The organism is Cuneatibacter sp. NSJ-177, assembly GCF_022867805.1.
Classification (GTDB): domain Bacteria; phylum Bacillota; class Clostridia; order Lachnospirales; family Lachnospiraceae; genus Pseudolachnospira.
Window position 1 is genome coordinate 16,854 of sequence record NZ_JALIFO010000003.1, and the last position, 17,608, is coordinate 34,461.

Below are 17,608 nucleotides of genomic sequence, written 5' to 3' on the forward strand. Positions count from 1 at the left end.
CTGTTTAACCGCATCTTAACAACCGTATAGTTTTGGTTTGTCTGTTGGAATATTTCCATTATCCAGGACGTGCAGAAGCAACTGTGGGAGCAATCGGTCCAGACAATTCTGGAAAGCACGCAGCAGGGCTGTAATACCCTTCAAATCCAACTGCGGGATGATTTTGAGTCTCTGGGCGTTATGTCGAAGGATTTGAAAAAATTCACGGCTGGACAGAAAGAGGAGCTGGAGGCGTTTCTTTCCAGCTATGGGCAGTTGGAAGAGGAAACCAGCTTGTATTTGCCGGACGGGACCAGTATCCCGGAGGCTTCCCCGATGGATGAAAGGGTCCGGGAGGCGCTGGCAGGGAATGAGGATCAAAACGGGATGATTGATCCGCATATCAGCAGTGCGACCGGCGTAAATGTTTTTAATTTGTTTGTGAAGGCGACGATGCAGGACGGAACGTCCGGTTTTCTCGTGAAGGAATATGAAGTGGGCGATATTGTGGACACCTTCACCTTATCCTTCTATCAGGACGCCGGTTTTTCCTATGTGATCAATCAGACCGGGGATGTCCTGATCCGTTCCCCTCACCCTAAGAGCAATAAAACCGTACAGAACTTATTTGACATGCTGCCGGAATCACAGAATGATCCGGCCAGCCTGAACCAGTTCGCTCAATCTTTGGGGGAGTCGGACACCGGCTGGGCGGTTTTCAACTATCAGGGAGAACAGACGGTTTTTTGTTACACCCCTCTAAAGCTGCAGTCGGATTGGCTGCTGATTTCGATCATCCCACAGGATGTAGTGAACGCTCAGACCAATGAAATTTTGATGCGTTCGTTTGTTTTAATCGGGTGTATCATCCTGGGGATCGCCATCCTGGCGGCCTTCTACCTGCGGCATGCCTGGCAGACCAATAAAAAGCTGAGAAATCAGGCGGTGTATATCGAGCACTTGTACAATGCGGTACCGGAGGGAATTGCGTTAATATCCGTCGAAGTTCCGCATCGGATCCTTCAATTGAACCAGGAGGGGCTTCGGCTGCTGGATTACCCGAAAGGAACTTCCGATCAGTCGCCGGGCGGATTGGAACTGAGAGAGGTGATTCACCCGGATGATTACGGGGAGATTGAGGCGCTTTTTCAGGATACAGTGGAAAATGGACACAAAAATGTTTTTGAGTTCCGGTTTCAGCAGGCGAGCGGAAGCTTTTTCTGGGCGGACGGGATTGTAGAAAAGACCTTGGATCAAAACGGAAATCCGATCCTGATCTCCGCGATCCACGATGTCACCGAGGAGAAATTGGCGGAAGAAGCAGCGGAAAGGGAAAAACTGCAGGAACGGCTGACGCTGGTCGGGGCTATTTCCAACGCATATCCCGTCATTATCCGGCTGAATTTTACGCAGGATCTGCTTCATTTTGTTTATGTCAAGCCCGGATTAAAAATGAAATTGGGCGGGCAGCAGTCTTATGAGGAACTGTTTCAAGACATGCTTCCCACCGTGCACCCCGATAGTTTAGAAGAGTTCCGGCGCCGTCTGGCGCCAGATTCTGTGCGGAATGACCTGGGACAGAAAAAGGAAGAAATTTTCCTGGAGGCAAAGCAGAGATTCTCGGACGGAGAATACCACTGGGTTTCCACGCAGATCATCTCTGTGGATAATCCATATTCCAAAGACAGGCTGGCGATTCTGATTTCCCGGCCCATCGATGAACAGCGGCATGAGGAGGAGCAGCGGCGCGAGGCGCTTCAAAGCGCTCTGGACAATGCCAAGGCGGCTAGTGTTGCGAAGAGCCAATTCCTGTCCAATATGAGCCACGATATCCGAACGCCGATGAATGCGATCGTGGGGATGACGGCTATTGCGACGGCACACCTGGAGGAGCGAGACCGCGTGCTGGAATGTCTGAAAAAGATTCATCTCTCCAGCAATCATTTGCTCAGCCTGATCAACGATGTGCTGGATATGTCGAAAATAGAAAGCGGAAAGCTTTCCATCCGGGAAGAACCCTTTAACTTTGCCGAATTGCTGGCCGATTCGGTGGAGTTGGTGCGGCCGCAGGCGGAGGCAAACCAGATTCAGATGGATGTTCATCTGGAACGGCTGAAAAACGAGGCTGTCATCGGGGATCCCCTGCGCGTTCGCCAGGTGTGCATTAATATTTTCAGCAATGCCGTAAAATACACGCAGCCGGGAGGATGGGTCCGGATTGAGGCGAGCCAGGAAGAGAGCGCGCGGAGGGGCTACCAGCGTTATCTTTTCCGCTGCGTGGATACCGGCGTCGGAATGAGCAAAGAATTTTTGGAAAAACTGTTTCAGCCTTTTGAGCGGGCGCGGGATTCCACGAGCAGCAAGGTTGCCGGGACCGGCCTGGGAATGGCAATCACAAAAAATGTGGTGGATCTGATGAACGGCCAAATCCTGGTGGAGAGCAAACCAGGGGAAGGCTCGGCATTTACGGTGATTCTCCCGCTGAAACTTCAAGACAGCCCCCCGGACGAGGAGATCGAAGAGTGGAAGGATGTCCGCAGCCTGATTGTGGATGATGATCTTCAGACCTGTGAGAATGCCGGCGAACTTCTGGAAGAGATGGGGCTTCGCGCGCAGTTTGTCACGGAAGGGGCGAAGGCCGTGGAGTATGTAATCCGGGAAAAGGATACGGCTGATCCGTTCCGGCTGGTGATTGTGGACTGGAAGATGCCTGGAATGAACGGGGTGGAGGTAGCGCGAAAGATCCGCGCAGAGGTTGGGCCGGACCTCCCTGTGATTGTGCTGACGGCTTACGATTGGTCCGAGATTGAGAGCGAGGCCAGGAAAGCCGGTGTGACAGCGTTCTTATCCAAACCGTTCTATCGCTCCAAAGTCAGCTACCTGCTCCGCGAGCTGAGCGGTGAACGGGAACCGGAGGAACTGCCTTCGCTGGACCCGGCCCCGGATTACGCCGGAAGAAGAGTCCTGCTCGTGGAGGACAATGAGATGAACAGAGAGATTGCCCGGACCTTGATCGAGGAGATGGGGATCCAGGTGGAGGAAGCCTGCGACGGGGAAGAAGCGGTCCGCCGGGTTGACAGATCTGCGGAAGGCTATTATGATATTATACTCATGGACATCCAGATGCCAAAGCTGAATGGGTATGAAGCTACGAAAAAAATCCGGCGGTTAAAACGCAGGGATGCGGAGACGGTTCCGATCATTGCCATGACGGCGGATGCTTTTGAGGAGGATGTCCAGAACGCGATTCATGCCGGAATGACTGCCCATTTTGCTAAGCCGATTGAGGTGGACCTGCTGGAACAGATTTTGAGGAAATACATGAAGGGGGATTCTGCAGGCGGGAGTGACTAAGGCGGTGTTTGGGGAGAGCGAAGCCGAGCGCCGGATGGGAGGAACCGGCGGATGATAGCACTGTTATGGCACAAAATGAGGAAAGAGGAATGGCTGCAGGGAGAAGATGAAGACAGACAGTGGATTACACAGACTAGTGTATGAATATTATGAAGCCAGAATCCAGTACGGATTCTATTCTTACAGGGAACGGCTGCCGTCCATCCCGCAGATTTGCGGGATTTTCCAAATGGCTCCCGCCACGGTCCGGTCCGCCCTGGCCTTGCTGGAGAAGGAAGGGTATATTCAGGTGGACGCCCGCAGAGCGGCGCAGGTGATCTATCAGGCTTCGCCATCCCGGTTTCGGGAAAATGCGGCAAAGTATTTTGTTCCGCGGGAAGCCGGGATTTTAGATCTTGCCCAATCCGGCCTGCTTTTGTTTGAACCTCTCTGGGAGGAAGGACTTCGGAGATGGGGGGAGAAGGAATGGAAAATGCTTCGGGACGGCATCCAAAAACCATCCCAGGGGGCGGTCTCCATGCCGGTCTTGTTCTACCTTTTGGCCCTCGGTACCTTTCGTAACCGGCTGCTTCTGAATCTTTACTGGGAAACCATCCGCTATATCCGCTTTCCGTATTTGGCGGACGAAGAAAAGGAGAAGGCCGCCGGTCTCATCCTAAAAGAGGGTTCGAAGGACGAAATCATTTCCATGCTGAGGGAAAAGTTTGAGCTGTCTTATGGCGAGGCCGCCGGTTCCCTATTCCGCTTTATCCGGAAGGCTCGCTCGGAATTCTCTTTGGAGACGGAAAAGCCGGTCCCATTCCGCTGGAATATTTATCGCCGGAGACCTCAATTACGCGATAACCTGGCCGCCCGGATCGTTCGTGAGATCATCGACGGGAAATATTCTTTGATCGGTTATCTTCCCTCCCTGCCGAAGATGGCGGAGCAGTATGGGGTTGCCGTGAATACCGTACGGCGGACCATGAACGTTTTGGAGGGGCTGGGACTGGTGGAGGCCCGGCAGGGAAAAGGGTACCGAATCTGCGGCGGAACGCTTCGGATTGATTTCTCGAAAACGGAGATCAAAGAAGGGCTGCGCCTGTACCAGGAGGCTTTGCAGCTCTCGGCGCTGACCATCCGGCCGGTGATTCTGCATACATTGGAGCACAGCGGGGAGAAGGAAAGAGAAAAACTAACCCAAGATTTTATCCGGCTTCGGGAGGACGGAAAAAGCTATTTGGGGTTTGACGTGGTCCTTGCGTATATCGAGGAACATTGCCCCCTGGCGCTGGTCCGGGAATGCTATGGCAGAATCCGGGAACTGCTTTGCTGGGGATATCCTTTTGTCCGGATCCGCTTCCGCCAAAGCGATCTGCATGAGGCTTACCGGGAGAAAATGGCCCAGGCGGAACACCATCTGAAAGCCTGGGAAGCGGCCGCGTTCGCGGACGACTGGAAACTGCTGATGGAGCAGGAGGAACGGCAGATCCAACCTCTCATGGACGGTCTGAAGGAGGAAAAAAGAGATCGCACAGCCAATCCATCAGCGGGGTTTCATTGGCCTGACTGATGCAGTACTGCGCCAGCAGGGGATTATCGGTGATCAGGCCGTCCGCCTCACAGCGGAGAATTTTGTTTATCGTGTCCTCAGAATTTGCGGTCCAGGCGTAGACCTGTTTTCCCTGAAGATGGGCTTGGACCACCAGGCCGTAGGTGAGGGAGGTGGTTTCCACGCTGTAAGCGTCCAGATCCTTTAAGTCGTAATCCTCTGTAAAAAGAAGGAAAGAGATATAAACGGTCGGAATATCCGGATTCAGCCGTTTGGATTCTTTTAAAAGTTCCATGTCCATGGAGGCTACCATACATTGATCTTCCATCTCATATTTTTGGATGAGAGACAAGGTTTGCTCCACCAGGTGATCCTCATGGCCGGCGGCCTTTAATTCGATCATCAGAAAAATCCGGTCTTTGGCGGCGAGGAGCATGTCCTCCAGTCTGGGGACCGGCTCACCGGCAAAGGCTTCCGAAAAGGAAGCGCTGGCGTCCAGCTGCTTTACCGTCTCATAACCAGCGTCCCAGACATTTAGATCCACGCCGGTCGTACGCTTGAAATTGGTGTCGTGGAGAACCGCCAGGGTGCCGTCCGCCAGCTGCTGAACGTCGATTTCCGCCATATATGCCCCATCTTCGGCAGCCTGATGTAAGGCTGCCACTGTATTTTCCGGGGCAAAGGCAGCGCCGGCCCGGTGCGCGACAATTTGAGTCGGAATGTCCTCCAGGTATTCGGTGTCTCCGCCGATTTCGGATTCGCTGAAAAGAATCAGGAGGACCAGCGTGCCGGACACCGCCGCTGTCCGGATCACGGCATGGCGGAGCGTCCGTGGTTTTTTGCTCTCCGCCGGCCGGTCTTCGCCGCGCATCCGGTGGTAAAAGGTCACGATGACGGAGCAGAAAAATACCGAGGTCAGCGCGCCGGAGACGATCCCCCAAATGCTTTGGAGGGAGAGATAGTAGAATTCAAATTGCGCACGGGCGTCTTGCGGCGGAGTGAAGAGACGGATTCCTCCGGCCAGAATCAAGATTCCAGCCGCGGTTAAAAAGGCCATTGCCAGATAAAACCAGAGCACGTAAGCGGCCATTTTTCCTGCAGTTCTTAGTTTTCTCTTTTTTAAGAGCTCCCGGCTTTCCCGCCAGGAACCAAGAAAGGATTGATTCCGAAACAGGAGGGACGGAAAACCGAACATGTAGAGAAACAGAAGATAGTGGAAAAATAGAACCAGCACGATAAAAAGAGCGAAGAGCCAGAGATTGCTCTCCATAAACTCCATGACGAATTCCGGAATCTGTATGTTTTGCAGATATCCGCTGATCATGGAAAAGACGGATAGAATCATGACAGGCAAAAATAAAAAGGCGGGCAGGCATTTCGGACTCAGCAGCCGCACAGCTTTGCTCCCGGTTTCTTTCCAAAGCTTCCGTGTGGTGATCTGTTCCCGCCGCCAGCTTTTCTCGCTGTAGAGAAACAGCGCGGCTATTTCAAAATAGATGAAGAGTCCTGCGGTCAAAAGGATCCCGGTCAACAGCAAGACAGCGGCCGGGTGATGAAAAATCAAGAAAATGTTCCTTTGCCCTAGATAAGCTTCTCCGGTCAGGCGCGGAAGCAGACTGAGGAGATAGCGGAGGAAGGGAAACAGAAACAGGAAGCCGAACCCTCGGTAGAACATTTCAAAGCAGAGCAGGGCGCTCCAGTTTTTCCATATGGTGCTGAATATGGTTTTTACGCCTTGGTATTTTTGAGAGGAATCTTCCCTGTTCATCATCATTGATCCACCTTTTTCTGCGGGAGCCCGAACTCCGCGTCGCTCCGTTTGGGCAAAAATATCTGCTTCGCAGCTATTTTTTATTGCGCTCCTCCGTCGCTCCATAAAAAGGACGGGGAGCCCGAACTCCGCGTTGCTCCGTTTGGGCAAAAATATCTGCTTCGCAGCTATTTTTTATTATACTACTGTTTCTATGATTTTTACCCTTGAAATCATTTATATTTTTTCCTTTTCCGATTTCATATTTTTATGAGTTATTTTTGCGGATTTTTTTGCGGTTTTCCTGACGGATTTCTTATCTGTTTTTTTCTGCTTTTATTCATTAACCCAAAAGGATAAAAAGCGGCTGAGGAAGAGAAGCTAAAAGAAGAAAAGAAAATGGCCGGAGCAAAGAGGGAGAAAATCGTTGCCGGACGGCCGCAGAAACGATGAAGATAGGAGATACTGCACCGCTTTACTTAACTAAGCAGATGAATTGACGCTGGGCCAAAAATGGTTTAAGATAAGTCATGAAAAAGGGAAAAGGAGGTGCGTATGGAAAGAGGGGTACGAAAGAAATTAATCGGGCTTTTTCAGAAGAAAAGCATATTTTACCAAACTTTCTTTGTGCTGGTTTTATTGACGGGAGTTACGATCCTGTTTTTTGGATATACCATAAATTCGATTTTTGGAGAGCGGCAGAGGGAACAGATTGCGGATCTGAACCTGAGACAGATGCGCCGGATCAGCGACGAGGTGGATCTGGCCTGTAATCTGCTCGCCCATGATATGGTCCAGAGCCTTTGGACCGCAGATTTCCGTAAAGCCATGATTGATCCGGAAGGGACGGATACATCCTGCCAGTCGCGGATTGTCAGCACACTGAAAAGCCATCGGGACAACAATGGACTGATCAAGGACGCTTTTTTGTTTACCTCGTTCTCTGAGCTTGTTTATTCCTCATCGGGCACGTTTCTGCCGCTTGAGTATTCCAATTCGGCCAAAGTGATCCATGCTTATCTGGAGCGCTACACGCCGGGCGATACCTATTTGGAAGCTCCCTGGCGGGTGATGGTCCAGGGGGGAAGCGTCTATCTGTTTGAAGAAATGCACACGCCGGTGTTTGTCGGGCTGATGATTATGGAGCTGGACAACGACGGCCTTCTTTCGATTATCCAGTCCTCCCAGGAGGAACAGTTGGATTTTTCCGTGTTTTCCGAGGGCGGGGAACTGATCGTTGGGGATCCGGAGTCGGATTCCGGCCTCCTTTCTTGGTATCAGGGACACCCGGATCTGGTGGTCAGCGAAGAAAATCCAGGATACGACGGAGATCAGGAATATTATCTGGTTCAATCGGAGCAAACCGGATGGAGCTACCTCTGCCAGGTGGACAAGGAAGGAATGAGTGCCAGCTTCCGCTCTACAGCAAGGCTGATGGTGCCGGCGATTCTGATCTATGCTTTGTTTAGTATTTTCTTCTCTTTTTATCTGACGAAACGGGTTTACCAGCCGATCAGCCATCTGATGAAGCTGATGCTTCCCGAAGGATCCAAGGAACCCCACAAGGGAAATGAGGTCGATTTTTTGGAGCTGGCTTATTCGGATTCGATCAGCAGGAACGAGCAATATCAGGATCTGATGCGGAATATTTCGCAGGATGTGATAAGACAGCAGTTGAGAGAGATTTTGTTCGGGCAGAGCCAGGGGACGGAACATATCCGGGAGACATTTCAGGGAATCGGGGCACCGGAGCTTTTGACCGGACGCTACCAGGTGGTTGCGCTGCGGCTTCTGCCGCCGGAAGAGCGCAAGCCCAACTCCATTGAGATGACGCTCTACCAGAAAAGTATCATCAAACTGGCGAAGGAGACCGATGCCGGTGAGATTCGTGTTTTCCCGGTCCTTGTCGACCGCTTGACCGTGGCGCTGGTGCTCTGGGGATCCGAGGAAACAGCGGCGGTCCGCACAAAGCGATTTTTGACCCGGCTAAAGCAAGTGCTGGATTCTCAAATGAAGTCCCTGCCCTTTGACTTGATTCTGGGAAAAGGAAAAATGTACACAGGGATTGAAGGGGCGGCGGCGTCCTATCAGGAAGCGCTGGACGATATCCAGTATCAGCAGTACTATGCCGGCGGGCAGGAGGAGGAGGACGGTCCTGCGCAAGGGTATGACCGGTATTATCTGAAAGAAAAGGTTCAGGTTATGCTGAAATTGGCTTTTGACGGCAAGCGGGCCGAAGCCGAGGAGGCATCCGGGCTGATGCTGCAGGAATTTTTATGGCAGGACCGGGAGCCGGGACAGCTTTCCACTTACTGCGGCCTGGTTATGGACGAAGTGATGGAGTGGCTGATTGAGAGCGGTGTTTCAGAGGAGGACCTGAACCGGCTGAAAAGCTTTCAGGCAAAGCTGGGAGCGGGAACTGCGGTTTCGGTGGACAGCTGTAAGGAAGCGATGACGGCCTTTTGCCTGGATGCGATTCGTCTGGCCGGAAGCAGCAGCCGGAAAAACCGCTATAAATATGTGGAAGAAGCCAAGTCCTATATCTCGGCCCACTATATGGACAGCAACCTGTCGCTCAATGAGATCAGCGATTATATCGGGATTACGGCTTCCTATCTCAGTTCCCTGTTTGTGGAAGTGACCGGACAGTACTTCTCCAGTTATTTAAACGGCTTCCGGATTGAGCAGGCAAAACTACTTTTGCGGACCACCGGCCGGACTATCACGGAAATCGGTTATAAATGCGGCTTTAATTCCGTGCAGAGTTTTTGCCGTTCCTTTAAAAAGGTAGAGAACGTGACGCCGAACGGTTACCGGGAGAGCCAGAAAGAGCAGGGAGGCGCGCAATGAGAAGATATAGAAAAGGTATGATAGGAATTTTGACGGCTGCATTGGTTCTTTCGTCTTGCTCCGGACCGGCGGTACAAGATACAAAGGCGGAGACTCCGGTGGAATCTACCGAGGAGGTGGCGGACGGCGCCCTTCATCTGACGATTGCCACATCCGCTACCTGGGAGGATTCGATCAGCGGCCGGATCCTGGAAAAATACCAAAAGGAGCTGGCAGAATGGTCCGGCGGACAAATGACAATCACCATGTATGAGGGAAGCGCCCTGGGCGGCGACGACGAGCTGCTGCCCGGCGCGGTTCAAGGGACCCTGTCCATCGTCAATTCCGTCGGCGCGGTCCAGGCCGGCGTGGTGCCGGAGATGGCCCTTTTGGGGATTCCCGGTTTTTTCCAGGACTATGATACGTACAACAGACTGATGGAGAGCAGCTATTTCGATGTGCTCCATGGATATTATGAGGAGCGGGGATTGGAACTTATGACTTCTTTTGCCAACTCCTACCGGGATCTGACCAGCGACCGGCCGATCCACTCCGTCCAGGATATCGCGGGGATGAAGATTCGAACTTTGAATAATCCCTATCATATGCTTTTTTGGAAAGCCCTTGGATTTGATGCCGCTTACCTGCCTTTTGGGGACCTCTATATGGCGTTGAGGCGGGAGGAGTTCAACGCCCAGGAAAATCCTTTATCCGCCATCGAGAGAAACCATTTCAATGAGGTTCAGAAATATATCATTTTTACCCACCATGTGGTGGTGGACTATGTGTTTGTGATGAACAAGAAACAGTATGACGCTTTGACGGAAGAGCAAAAAGGATGGTTGGACCGGTTTTTTGCAGGGATCAAAAATGATTTATTGGCGGAGACTCCATCGGATGATGAGAAGTTAAAGCGCTTGCTGGAGGAGGCCAGCGGTATGGAGATGATTTATCCGGACGAGGCATTTTTAGCGGAGCTGAGAAAAGGCTCGGAGCTGGTGATTGAAGAACTCCGGAAAGATTTGGGGTCGGAAAAAGTAGATCTCTTTTTGCAGGCTGTGGACGCGATCTCTTAATGCAGGGATCGAGGATGCTGATCGCAAAAGAAAGGAATAACATGAATCTTCGTATTAAAAACTGTCAGGCACTGCTTCCCTTGGGGGATGGCTTTGCGGTGGAACAAAAGGATATCTTTATCTCCGGCAGCCGGATTTTGGCTCTCGGCAGCGCGCCGGGTGGCTTTTTGGCGGAGAAGACCATCGATGCCGCGGACCGGCTGGTGATTCCGGGCCTGATCAACTGCCATACCCATAATTATATGAGCCTATTCCGCAATTCCGCCGACGACGTGCCCTTTGACGAATGGCTGTTTCAGCGGGTCATGCCCAGGGAGGACCGGATGGTTCCGGAAGACGCTTACTGGGGCGCGATGCTCGGCATCATGGAGATGCTCCGCACCGGCACCACCTGCTTCAATGATATGCAGATGCACATCCATCAGACCGCCCAGGCGGCGGCTGACGCCGGGATCCGTGCCGTAATCGGACGCGGACTTTCCGGGACGGGGGACGATGAGGGCGGAGCGCGAAGGCTTAGGGAAGCGGAGGAGGAGATTGAGCGCTGGAAGGAGCATCCTCGCCTGACGTTTACGATTGCCCCCCATGCGCCTTACACCTGCGGCCGGGATTATCTGATCCAGGCGCTTCAGACGGCGAAAAAGCGGGATCTGCCCCTCCACATTCATCTCTCCGAGAGTGCCTTTGAAGTGGAGAACATGAAAAAGGAGACCGGCCTTTCTCCGATCGCCTATGCGGAATCCCTCGGCCTTTTGGACGTGCCCATTCTCATTGCCCACTGCGTGCACGTGGATGAAGAAGATATCCGGCTGCTCGCCCGGCCGAATGTCAGCGTGGTCACCAACCCGGCCAGCAACATGAAACTGGGGAATGGTTTTGCCCCGGTGCCGGAGATGCTTGCCTCCGGAGTCCGGGTCTGCCTTGGCACCGACGGAGCGGCCAGCAACAACAGCCTGAACCTGTTCCATGAGATGGGGCTTGTGACCTTGATCCACAAGGGCAATAAAAAAAATGCCGTCGCAGTCAGCGCCGCGGAGGCATTTCAGATGGCTACCCGAAAAGGCGCGGAGGCCTTGGGGCTTGCGCAGGAAATTGGAAGCATCGAGGTGGGGAAGAAGGCCGATCTGGCCATCTTAAATCTGAGGGAGCCGCAGATGATGCCGCAGCATGATCTGGTGGCCGCTCTCAGCTATTCCGCCAATGGATCGGAAGTCGAGACGGTTCTCGTGGACGGGGAGATTGTGATGGAAAACCGCCGTTTCCCGACCATTGACGAAGAGCGTGTGTATTATGAGGTTACTCGAAGAGCTGAGTAAACTGCTTGACAATATTGGCGATGTGTTTATCCGTGTTCCAGACTAAGAAGGATTTGGTGCTGATGGTCGGCTGAACGATCTTCTTGATGATCACCTTGTCGTTCATGGTCTGGACCGCGCTTTTATAGGAGACGATGGCCACGCCGATCCCCGCTTCCGCCCAGCTGATCGAGGAGGATATCTCCGTGTTCTGACAGATGATATTCGGTGAGAAGCCGCGCTGGCGGCAGGCGTTCATGATCACGTCGTTGTAACGGCGGTGAATGATCAGCGGTTTGCCCTTCAGGGCTTCTAAGGAAATCGCATCGCTCGGCACATCCTCAAAGAAGGACGGTGTGCCCACAGCGGCAAAGTAGTCGGACTCATCGTCATCGGTCGCTTCGTCGCGGATTAGAAGAGCATGGTACAGGCTGGTGTTAAAGGGTTCGCGGATGATACCGATATCCACGGTGCCGTCTTCCAGCAGGTCCATAACGTGGTTGCTGTTGCCTTCGAAGATCTGGAAATCCACATGGGGATGGGTCTCATTGAAGGATTTGATTTTTTCCGGGAGTAATGTGTTGCAGACCGAAGGGATGGTTCCGATGTGAATGGTTCCTCTGGCCTCGGCTCCCAGATTTTGCAGATCGCGGACGGTTTCGTTGACCAGGTTGATAATGGCCTTGGCCCGTTCCTGTAAAATCAGCCCTTCATGGGTGATGGTCAGATTGCGCTTGTCGCGTTCAAAGAGCTGGACGCCGAATTCATCCTCCAGAGCCTTGAGCTGCAGGCTGAGAGGCGGTTGGGAAATGTTCAGATTCTTGGCCGCGGCCGTGATATGGCCCGCTTCTGCGATCGCTAAGAAATATTCCAGTTGTTTCAGGGTCATAATTTCAGTCCTTTCTGCTTGACTTATCGATAACCATATGTAAAATAAAAGATGCAGTGATAAAAACAAAAGAAAGAGGAAGTTGTCATACAAAACTGATATGACTAACCGTAAACTTTTGCTATTATTATAATCATATTTTTTTGAAATTACAAGATGTAAATACGGATTTTAACAAAGAAATAATAAGGAGAACACTATGAAGAGTGAGATTCGGGATTTGAGCCTGGCGCCGTCGGGCCATCGGAAAATTGAATGGGTCAGGAGAAATATGCCGCTGCTGCGGATGTTAGAGGAAGAATTCCGCCGGGATCAGCCCTTTGCCGGGATCCGGGTGGCCCTGTCCATCCATCTGGAGGCAAAAACCGCTTATCTGTGCAAGGTTTTGGCCGCCGGAGGAGCGGAAATGCACATCACCGGGAGCAATCCTTTGTCCACTCAGGATGATGTGGCCGCGGCCCTGGTGGAGGACGGCCTTAACGTGCACGCCTGGCACGGTGTGACGCAAAAGGAGTACGAGACCCATATCGCCCATGTTCTGGAGAACAACTGCCAGATTATCATCGACGACGGCGGCGACCTGGTAAATATGCTTCACAGCCGGTTCCCGGAAAAGATTCCCTATGTGATCGGCGGCTGCGAGGAGACCACCACAGGCATCATCCGCCTGAGAGCCATGGCAAAAGCCGGGGATCTGAAATTCCCGATGGTTCTGGTCAACGACGCCGACTGCAAGCATCTCTTTGACAACCGGTACGGCACCGGCCAGTCGGTGATGGACGGGATCAACCGGACGACGAACCTGATCGTGGCCGGGAAAAATGTGGTGGTGGCCGGTTACGGCTGGTGCGGAAAAGGCGTATCCATGCGGGCCAAAGGGATGGGAGCCCGCGTGATCGTCACCGAGATCGATCCGGTCCGGGCCATCGAAGCGGTGATGGACGGCTTTGACGTGATGCCGATGAAGGAAGCGGCCAAGGTGGGAGATTTGTTTATCACGGTGACCGGGTGCAGCGGTGTGATCGACAAGGAGGATTTCGCCGTGATGAAAGACGGGGCGATCCTGTGCAACGCGGGTCATTTCGATGTGGAGGTCGACGTCGCCTACTTGGAGCGGACGGCTTTGGAGAAGGCAGAGCAGCGCCAGAATATCATGGGTTACCGCCTGGACGGCGACCGCTGGGTCTACGTGCTGGCCGAGGGACGCCTGGTCAACCTGGCGGCCGGGGACGGACATCCGGCGGAAATTATGGATATGAGCTTTGCGATTCAGGCTCTGTCCGCCAAGTACCTGGTAGAGAATGCGAAAACCCTGGGAAGCGTGCTGATTGCGGTGCCGCGGGAGGTGGATCAGGATGTGGCCGCCCGGAAACTGAAATTCCTGGGCAAGGAAATCGACGTGCTGACCGAGGAACAAGACCGGTATTTGAACAGTTATTCTCTGTAATGGCGAGAGGCCGGGGGAGCGCCGCCGTTGTAATTGCGAAATAATAAGGGGCTGCCGTCTTTAGGCGGCAGCCCTTTTCAGCAGGGATATTTGGTTCCTGGTATCTATGTTCCCGTTCTTTTACCGGATGTCCGGCGCTTTTCGGGGAGATTACAGGAACTTTTGCAGCTCTTTCACGTTGGTTTCCGTGGTCTTCAGCAGTTGATGAGCCAGAGCCTTAACTTCCGCATCGGGAGCTTTGGTCTCGTGCAGCGCACGGGTAATCTGAGTAACGCCCATGGTATTGCCCTGGATCACCATCTCCGCCAGATGAGAGGTGGAGCGGTCCATCAGGGTCTTCATGTTGGTCATGACCGTGGCGGACATCTTCGCCATGGAAGGAACATCCTTCGGGGTGATATGCTTCTTCTTCATCAGATTTTGAGCCCTTTGATTCAACTGCTTATACTCGCGGTACTGATGATCAATCGCACGCTGAAAAGTGTTGTCCTGGGATTTGGATTTGAGGAGCGGCAGGCTTTCGATGCCCATCTGGGTGTTCTGGTAAACGTGGTTTAATAAACTTAATTTTTTCATAAAAAGAGCGCCTCCTTTTTTGTATTAGGATGCGCTCTTCGTTCGGTTTTATGTAAAGGTTTTGGCTCATTCGGATTCCTGAATTTCCAAAATCTGCATCGGACATGCCTTCACGCAGATGCCGCAGGCAATGCACTTGGACGGCGCCAACGCGCCTTCCTGCATGACCATCACATGGAACGGACATGCTTCCACGCACTGACCGCAGCCGGTGCAGAGCTTTTTGTTGATCATATAGACTCCGTTCGGTTTCTGGGTGATGGCGCCGGCTTCGCAGACCTTTGCACATTTTCCGCACTGACTGCAAACCGTGGCCTTCGGCGCTCCCTTTTTCTCTACGATCTGGATACAGGAAAGATCCGGATCAAATTTTTTGTAGAAAGCGTTGGAGCAGGCGATCACGCATTGCAGACAGGCTTTACAGTTTTGGGGAATCGCTACATGCAGTTTTTTCATAGGACGGCCTCCTGATTGTTATTCCAAATTTGTTCTTCTATTATACTGTTTTTCGACGGAAATCTCAAGAAGATCTTCGTCTTGCAGCTGCTTTTATCAGAATTGGATACAGAATCATCACCCAGATCACCAGGAGAAAATAGCGGAGCATGTCGGAGGGGATGCTTTCGCCCAGCAGGCTTTTGAGTCCGCTCTTGATCAAAAGCGCTCCGGCTGCGCCGAGGAGAAGTTTACCCGCCTGGAACAGGAGCGTTCCCTCCGTTGGAAAACGGATATAATTTTTTTCGATCAGCCAGCCGATTGAAAATCCCATCCCGGCCGCGCCTGCCTTACAGCAGTCGGAGGCCAGAACGGCTTCGGTCACGCCAAGATGAATCAAGACGACGGCTGTGAGGGAGACCGCAGCGGAGATCAAAAACAGCGCGGCTGCCAGGATCGGGGAGGCTTTTTCTTTTTCCGGATGCCCGGCAAAATACCAGGTCACGGGCAGAGCCACGGCAAGGGAGATCAGGTAGCCGGTCAGGACGTCCTTCGGCGTGTGTACGCCGAGGTAGATGCGGGACAGGCCGACCAGAGCCGGAAGCAGCAGGCCCGCGGCAAGAACCAGGCCGCGGCGCGGCCCTTTTTGCCGCCAGTAAACCAGGCCAAGCGTTCCGTAGAGAGCCGTGGAGCCCTGGGTGTGTCCGCTGGGAAAGGAGTAGCCGGTCGCAGTGGGCACGGCCGTATCCACCGGGTGGAAATTCGAATCCAGCACCCAGGGGCGCGGGATCCGGCAGACCACTTTTAAAAATTGAGCGCCGAGCCCGGCCAAAAAATAGGTAAAGCAAAGCTGATAGGCAAGCCTTTTGTTCAGGCACCAGTACAGCATACAGATGATGGCAAGGATCAGGATTTCTTCCCCGAAAAAGGTCAGAGCCGAGAAAAGGCGGTCCAAAAAACCATTGCGGATGGATTCAAAAAAGTATAAGACGCTCATGAAGAAGCCTCCTGTCGAATGATAGTGGATTTGGTCCAGCGGCCGGAGAAAAAGTATCCGAAGCCGACGAGGGAAGCGGCGAGGGACGCGCAGGGCGCGCCGAGACCATAGCCTCCGAGCCCCAAACCGCAGATAGCGCCAAAGAAATAGCAGGCCGGGATCCGGACCAGGATGGCGGCCATGGAGCCGTTGATCAATGAGAAGGTCGTATGGCCGGAACCGTTGAACAGGCCGTTTAGGTTAAAGAAAAACGGCACCACGAGATAATCCAGGCCAAAATAAGTCAGGTATACCTTTCCGGCAGCCACGAGATCCGCATCATCGGCAAAGATGGAGAGGATCTCTTCCGGGAAGATCCGGCTTAAAGTAAAAATGATGGTGCTGAAAGAAAAAGAGAGCGCAAGGCCGATGAAAAACGTTTTTTTCGCCCGGTCCAGTTTTCCTGCGCCTATGTTCTGAGCGCTCATGGCCGCCACCGAGTTGGAGATGGCCACGGCAGGCAGGATGGCAAAGCCATTGAACTTTCCGACCGCGCCGACCGCAGCCGATGCGGTTACGCCGAGACCATTGACCATGGTGGTCAGAAACAAGAAGGAAAGGCTGGAGGCAAAGCTTTGGACGGAGGTGGGGATTCCGATCTTTAAAAGCATTTTCAGCCGTTCTTTATGGAAGCCAAAGGCGCTCAGGCGAAAGGAGAAGACAAAGTCGTTCACCTTTAAATATAGGATGCAGAGGATCATGCTGGCTGCCTGGGAAATCACGGTGGCCAGGGCGGCGCCGCTTGCGCCCATGCCCCACTGCTTTACCATCAGAAGGTCCAGTCCCACATTGACGGCGCAGGCGACTCCCACGAAATACAGCGGGCGTTTGCTGTCCCCCATTCCCCGCATGACCGCGCTCAGCGCATTGTAGCCGAAGATGAAAATGGTTCCGGCCATAGTGATGGTCAGATATCGGTTGGCCTCATCAAAGGATTCCGCCGGGGTCTGAATTAGCCGGAGAATCGGGACCCGGAGGACGATCATCAGGGCGGAAAAAAGGACGGCCGCCAGAATCAGGACGGTAAACAATGTGCCAATGGTCTCCTCCAGCTCTTTTTGCTGACCGGCTCCCAGATACTGGGCAATCAGCACCGTTGCGCCGGCGGCAAGGCCGATGACCAGATTGGTGATAATAAAGGTGATCTGTCCGCCGATATTCACGCCGGACATGCTGACGGTACCGCTGAACTGGCCGACGATAATCATATCCGCCACATTGTAGAGCGACTGAATCAGGTTGGACAAAATGAAGGGAACGGCAAAAAAAATAAGTTGTTTTGCCACATTTCCTTCTGAAAGATTTCGTTGAAATTGACTCATGGCGATCCTGCTTTCATTAAGAAAAAGAAAAGGGAGATTTTCCCTTTCCGATGGTAGATTTTTTAGCAAGCGGACTTGCTTTTCCTCCA

General features: G+C 52.9%; 12 protein-coding genes. 6 read left to right on the forward strand and 6 right to left on the reverse strand.

Annotation, left to right across the window (positions count from 1 at the left end; all coding sequences use genetic code 11):
* The first annotated feature begins 51 nt into the window (after nt 1–51).
* Together MUB23_RS07150 and MUB23_RS07155 are read left to right on the forward strand one after the other, a co-directional pair.
* Entirely contained in the window at nt 52–3,333 is a 3,282-nt protein-coding gene (locus MUB23_RS07150; protein ID WP_244799746.1) for a response regulator, read from the forward strand.
* Between the two features lie 106 nt (nt 3,334–3,439).
* Nucleotides 3,440–4,885, forward strand: coding sequence for a GntR family transcriptional regulator (locus MUB23_RS07155; RefSeq protein ID WP_244799708.1), 1,446 nt, complete (start codon nt 3,440–3,442; stop codon nt 4,883–4,885).
* On the opposite strand, the gene MUB23_RS07160 is transcribed toward MUB23_RS07155, so the two are convergent.
* Nucleotides 4,812–6,638 (reverse strand): glycerophosphoryl diester phosphodiesterase membrane domain-containing protein, encoded by a 1,827-nt coding sequence (locus tag MUB23_RS07160; RefSeq protein WP_244799709.1) that lies wholly within the window; start codon nt 6,636–6,638, stop codon nt 4,812–4,814. The genes MUB23_RS07155 and MUB23_RS07160 overlap by 74 nt on opposite strands.
* A 531-nt stretch (nt 6,639–7,169) precedes the next feature.
* Here MUB23_RS07160 and MUB23_RS07165 point away from each other — a divergent pair.
* From MUB23_RS07165 to MUB23_RS07175, 3 genes are read left to right on the forward strand one after another with little or no spacing between them, the layout of a single operon-like run.
* On the forward strand, nt 7,170–9,464 hold the full coding sequence (locus MUB23_RS07165; protein WP_244799710.1) for a helix-turn-helix transcriptional regulator: 2,295 nt from the start codon (nt 7,170–7,172) through the stop codon (nt 9,462–9,464).
* Nucleotides 9,461–10,519, forward strand: coding sequence for a TRAP transporter substrate-binding protein (locus MUB23_RS07170; RefSeq protein ID WP_244799711.1), 1,059 nt, complete (start codon nt 9,461–9,463; stop codon nt 10,517–10,519). Before MUB23_RS07165 ends, MUB23_RS07170 begins: the two co-directional genes overlap by 4 nt.
* Before the next feature lie 41 nt (nt 10,520–10,560).
* The gene (locus tag MUB23_RS07175; RefSeq protein WP_244799712.1) at nt 10,561–11,835 is read left to right on the forward strand and encodes an amidohydrolase; all 1,275 of its coding nucleotides are present in this window, start codon (nt 10,561–10,563) and stop codon (nt 11,833–11,835) included.
* On the opposite strand, the gene MUB23_RS07180 is transcribed toward MUB23_RS07175, so the two are convergent.
* Complete coding sequence (locus MUB23_RS07180) at nt 11,816–12,703, reverse strand: LysR family transcriptional regulator (RefSeq protein ID WP_244799713.1); 888 nt, start codon at nt 12,701–12,703, stop codon at nt 11,816–11,818. The two genes, MUB23_RS07175 and MUB23_RS07180, sit on opposite strands and share 20 nt — an antisense overlap.
* Nucleotides 12,704–12,902: 199 nt before the next feature.
* On the opposite strand from MUB23_RS07180, the gene MUB23_RS07185 reads away from it, so the two are divergent.
* Nucleotides 12,903–14,150, forward strand: a complete 1,248-nt coding sequence (locus MUB23_RS07185; RefSeq protein ID WP_244799714.1) for an adenosylhomocysteinase — start codon at nt 12,903–12,905, stop codon at nt 14,148–14,150.
* Nucleotides 14,151–14,300: 150 nt separating this feature from the next.
* On the opposite strand, the gene MUB23_RS07190 is transcribed toward MUB23_RS07185, so the two are convergent.
* From MUB23_RS07190 to MUB23_RS07205, 4 genes are all read right to left on the reverse strand, one after another.
* Nucleotides 14,301–14,726 (reverse strand): hypothetical protein, encoded by a 426-nt coding sequence (locus MUB23_RS07190; protein WP_244799715.1) that lies wholly within the window; start codon nt 14,724–14,726, stop codon nt 14,301–14,303.
* A gap of 66 nt (nt 14,727–14,792) precedes the next feature.
* Nucleotides 14,793–15,182: a 4Fe-4S binding protein gene (locus tag MUB23_RS07195; RefSeq protein ID WP_244799716.1), complete on the reverse strand. Its 390-nt coding sequence runs from the start codon at nt 15,180–15,182 to the stop codon at nt 14,793–14,795.
* Between the two features lie 64 nt (nt 15,183–15,246).
* The gene (locus MUB23_RS07200) at nt 15,247–16,158 is read right to left on the reverse strand and encodes a phosphatase PAP2 family protein (protein ID WP_244799717.1); all 912 of its coding nucleotides are present in this window, start codon (nt 16,156–16,158) and stop codon (nt 15,247–15,249) included.
* Complete coding sequence (locus MUB23_RS07205; RefSeq protein WP_244799718.1) at nt 16,155–17,483, reverse strand: MATE family efflux transporter; 1,329 nt, start codon at nt 17,481–17,483, stop codon at nt 16,155–16,157. Before MUB23_RS07205 ends, MUB23_RS07200 begins: the two co-directional genes overlap by 4 nt.
* Nucleotides 17,484–17,608: the final 125 nt, after the last annotated feature.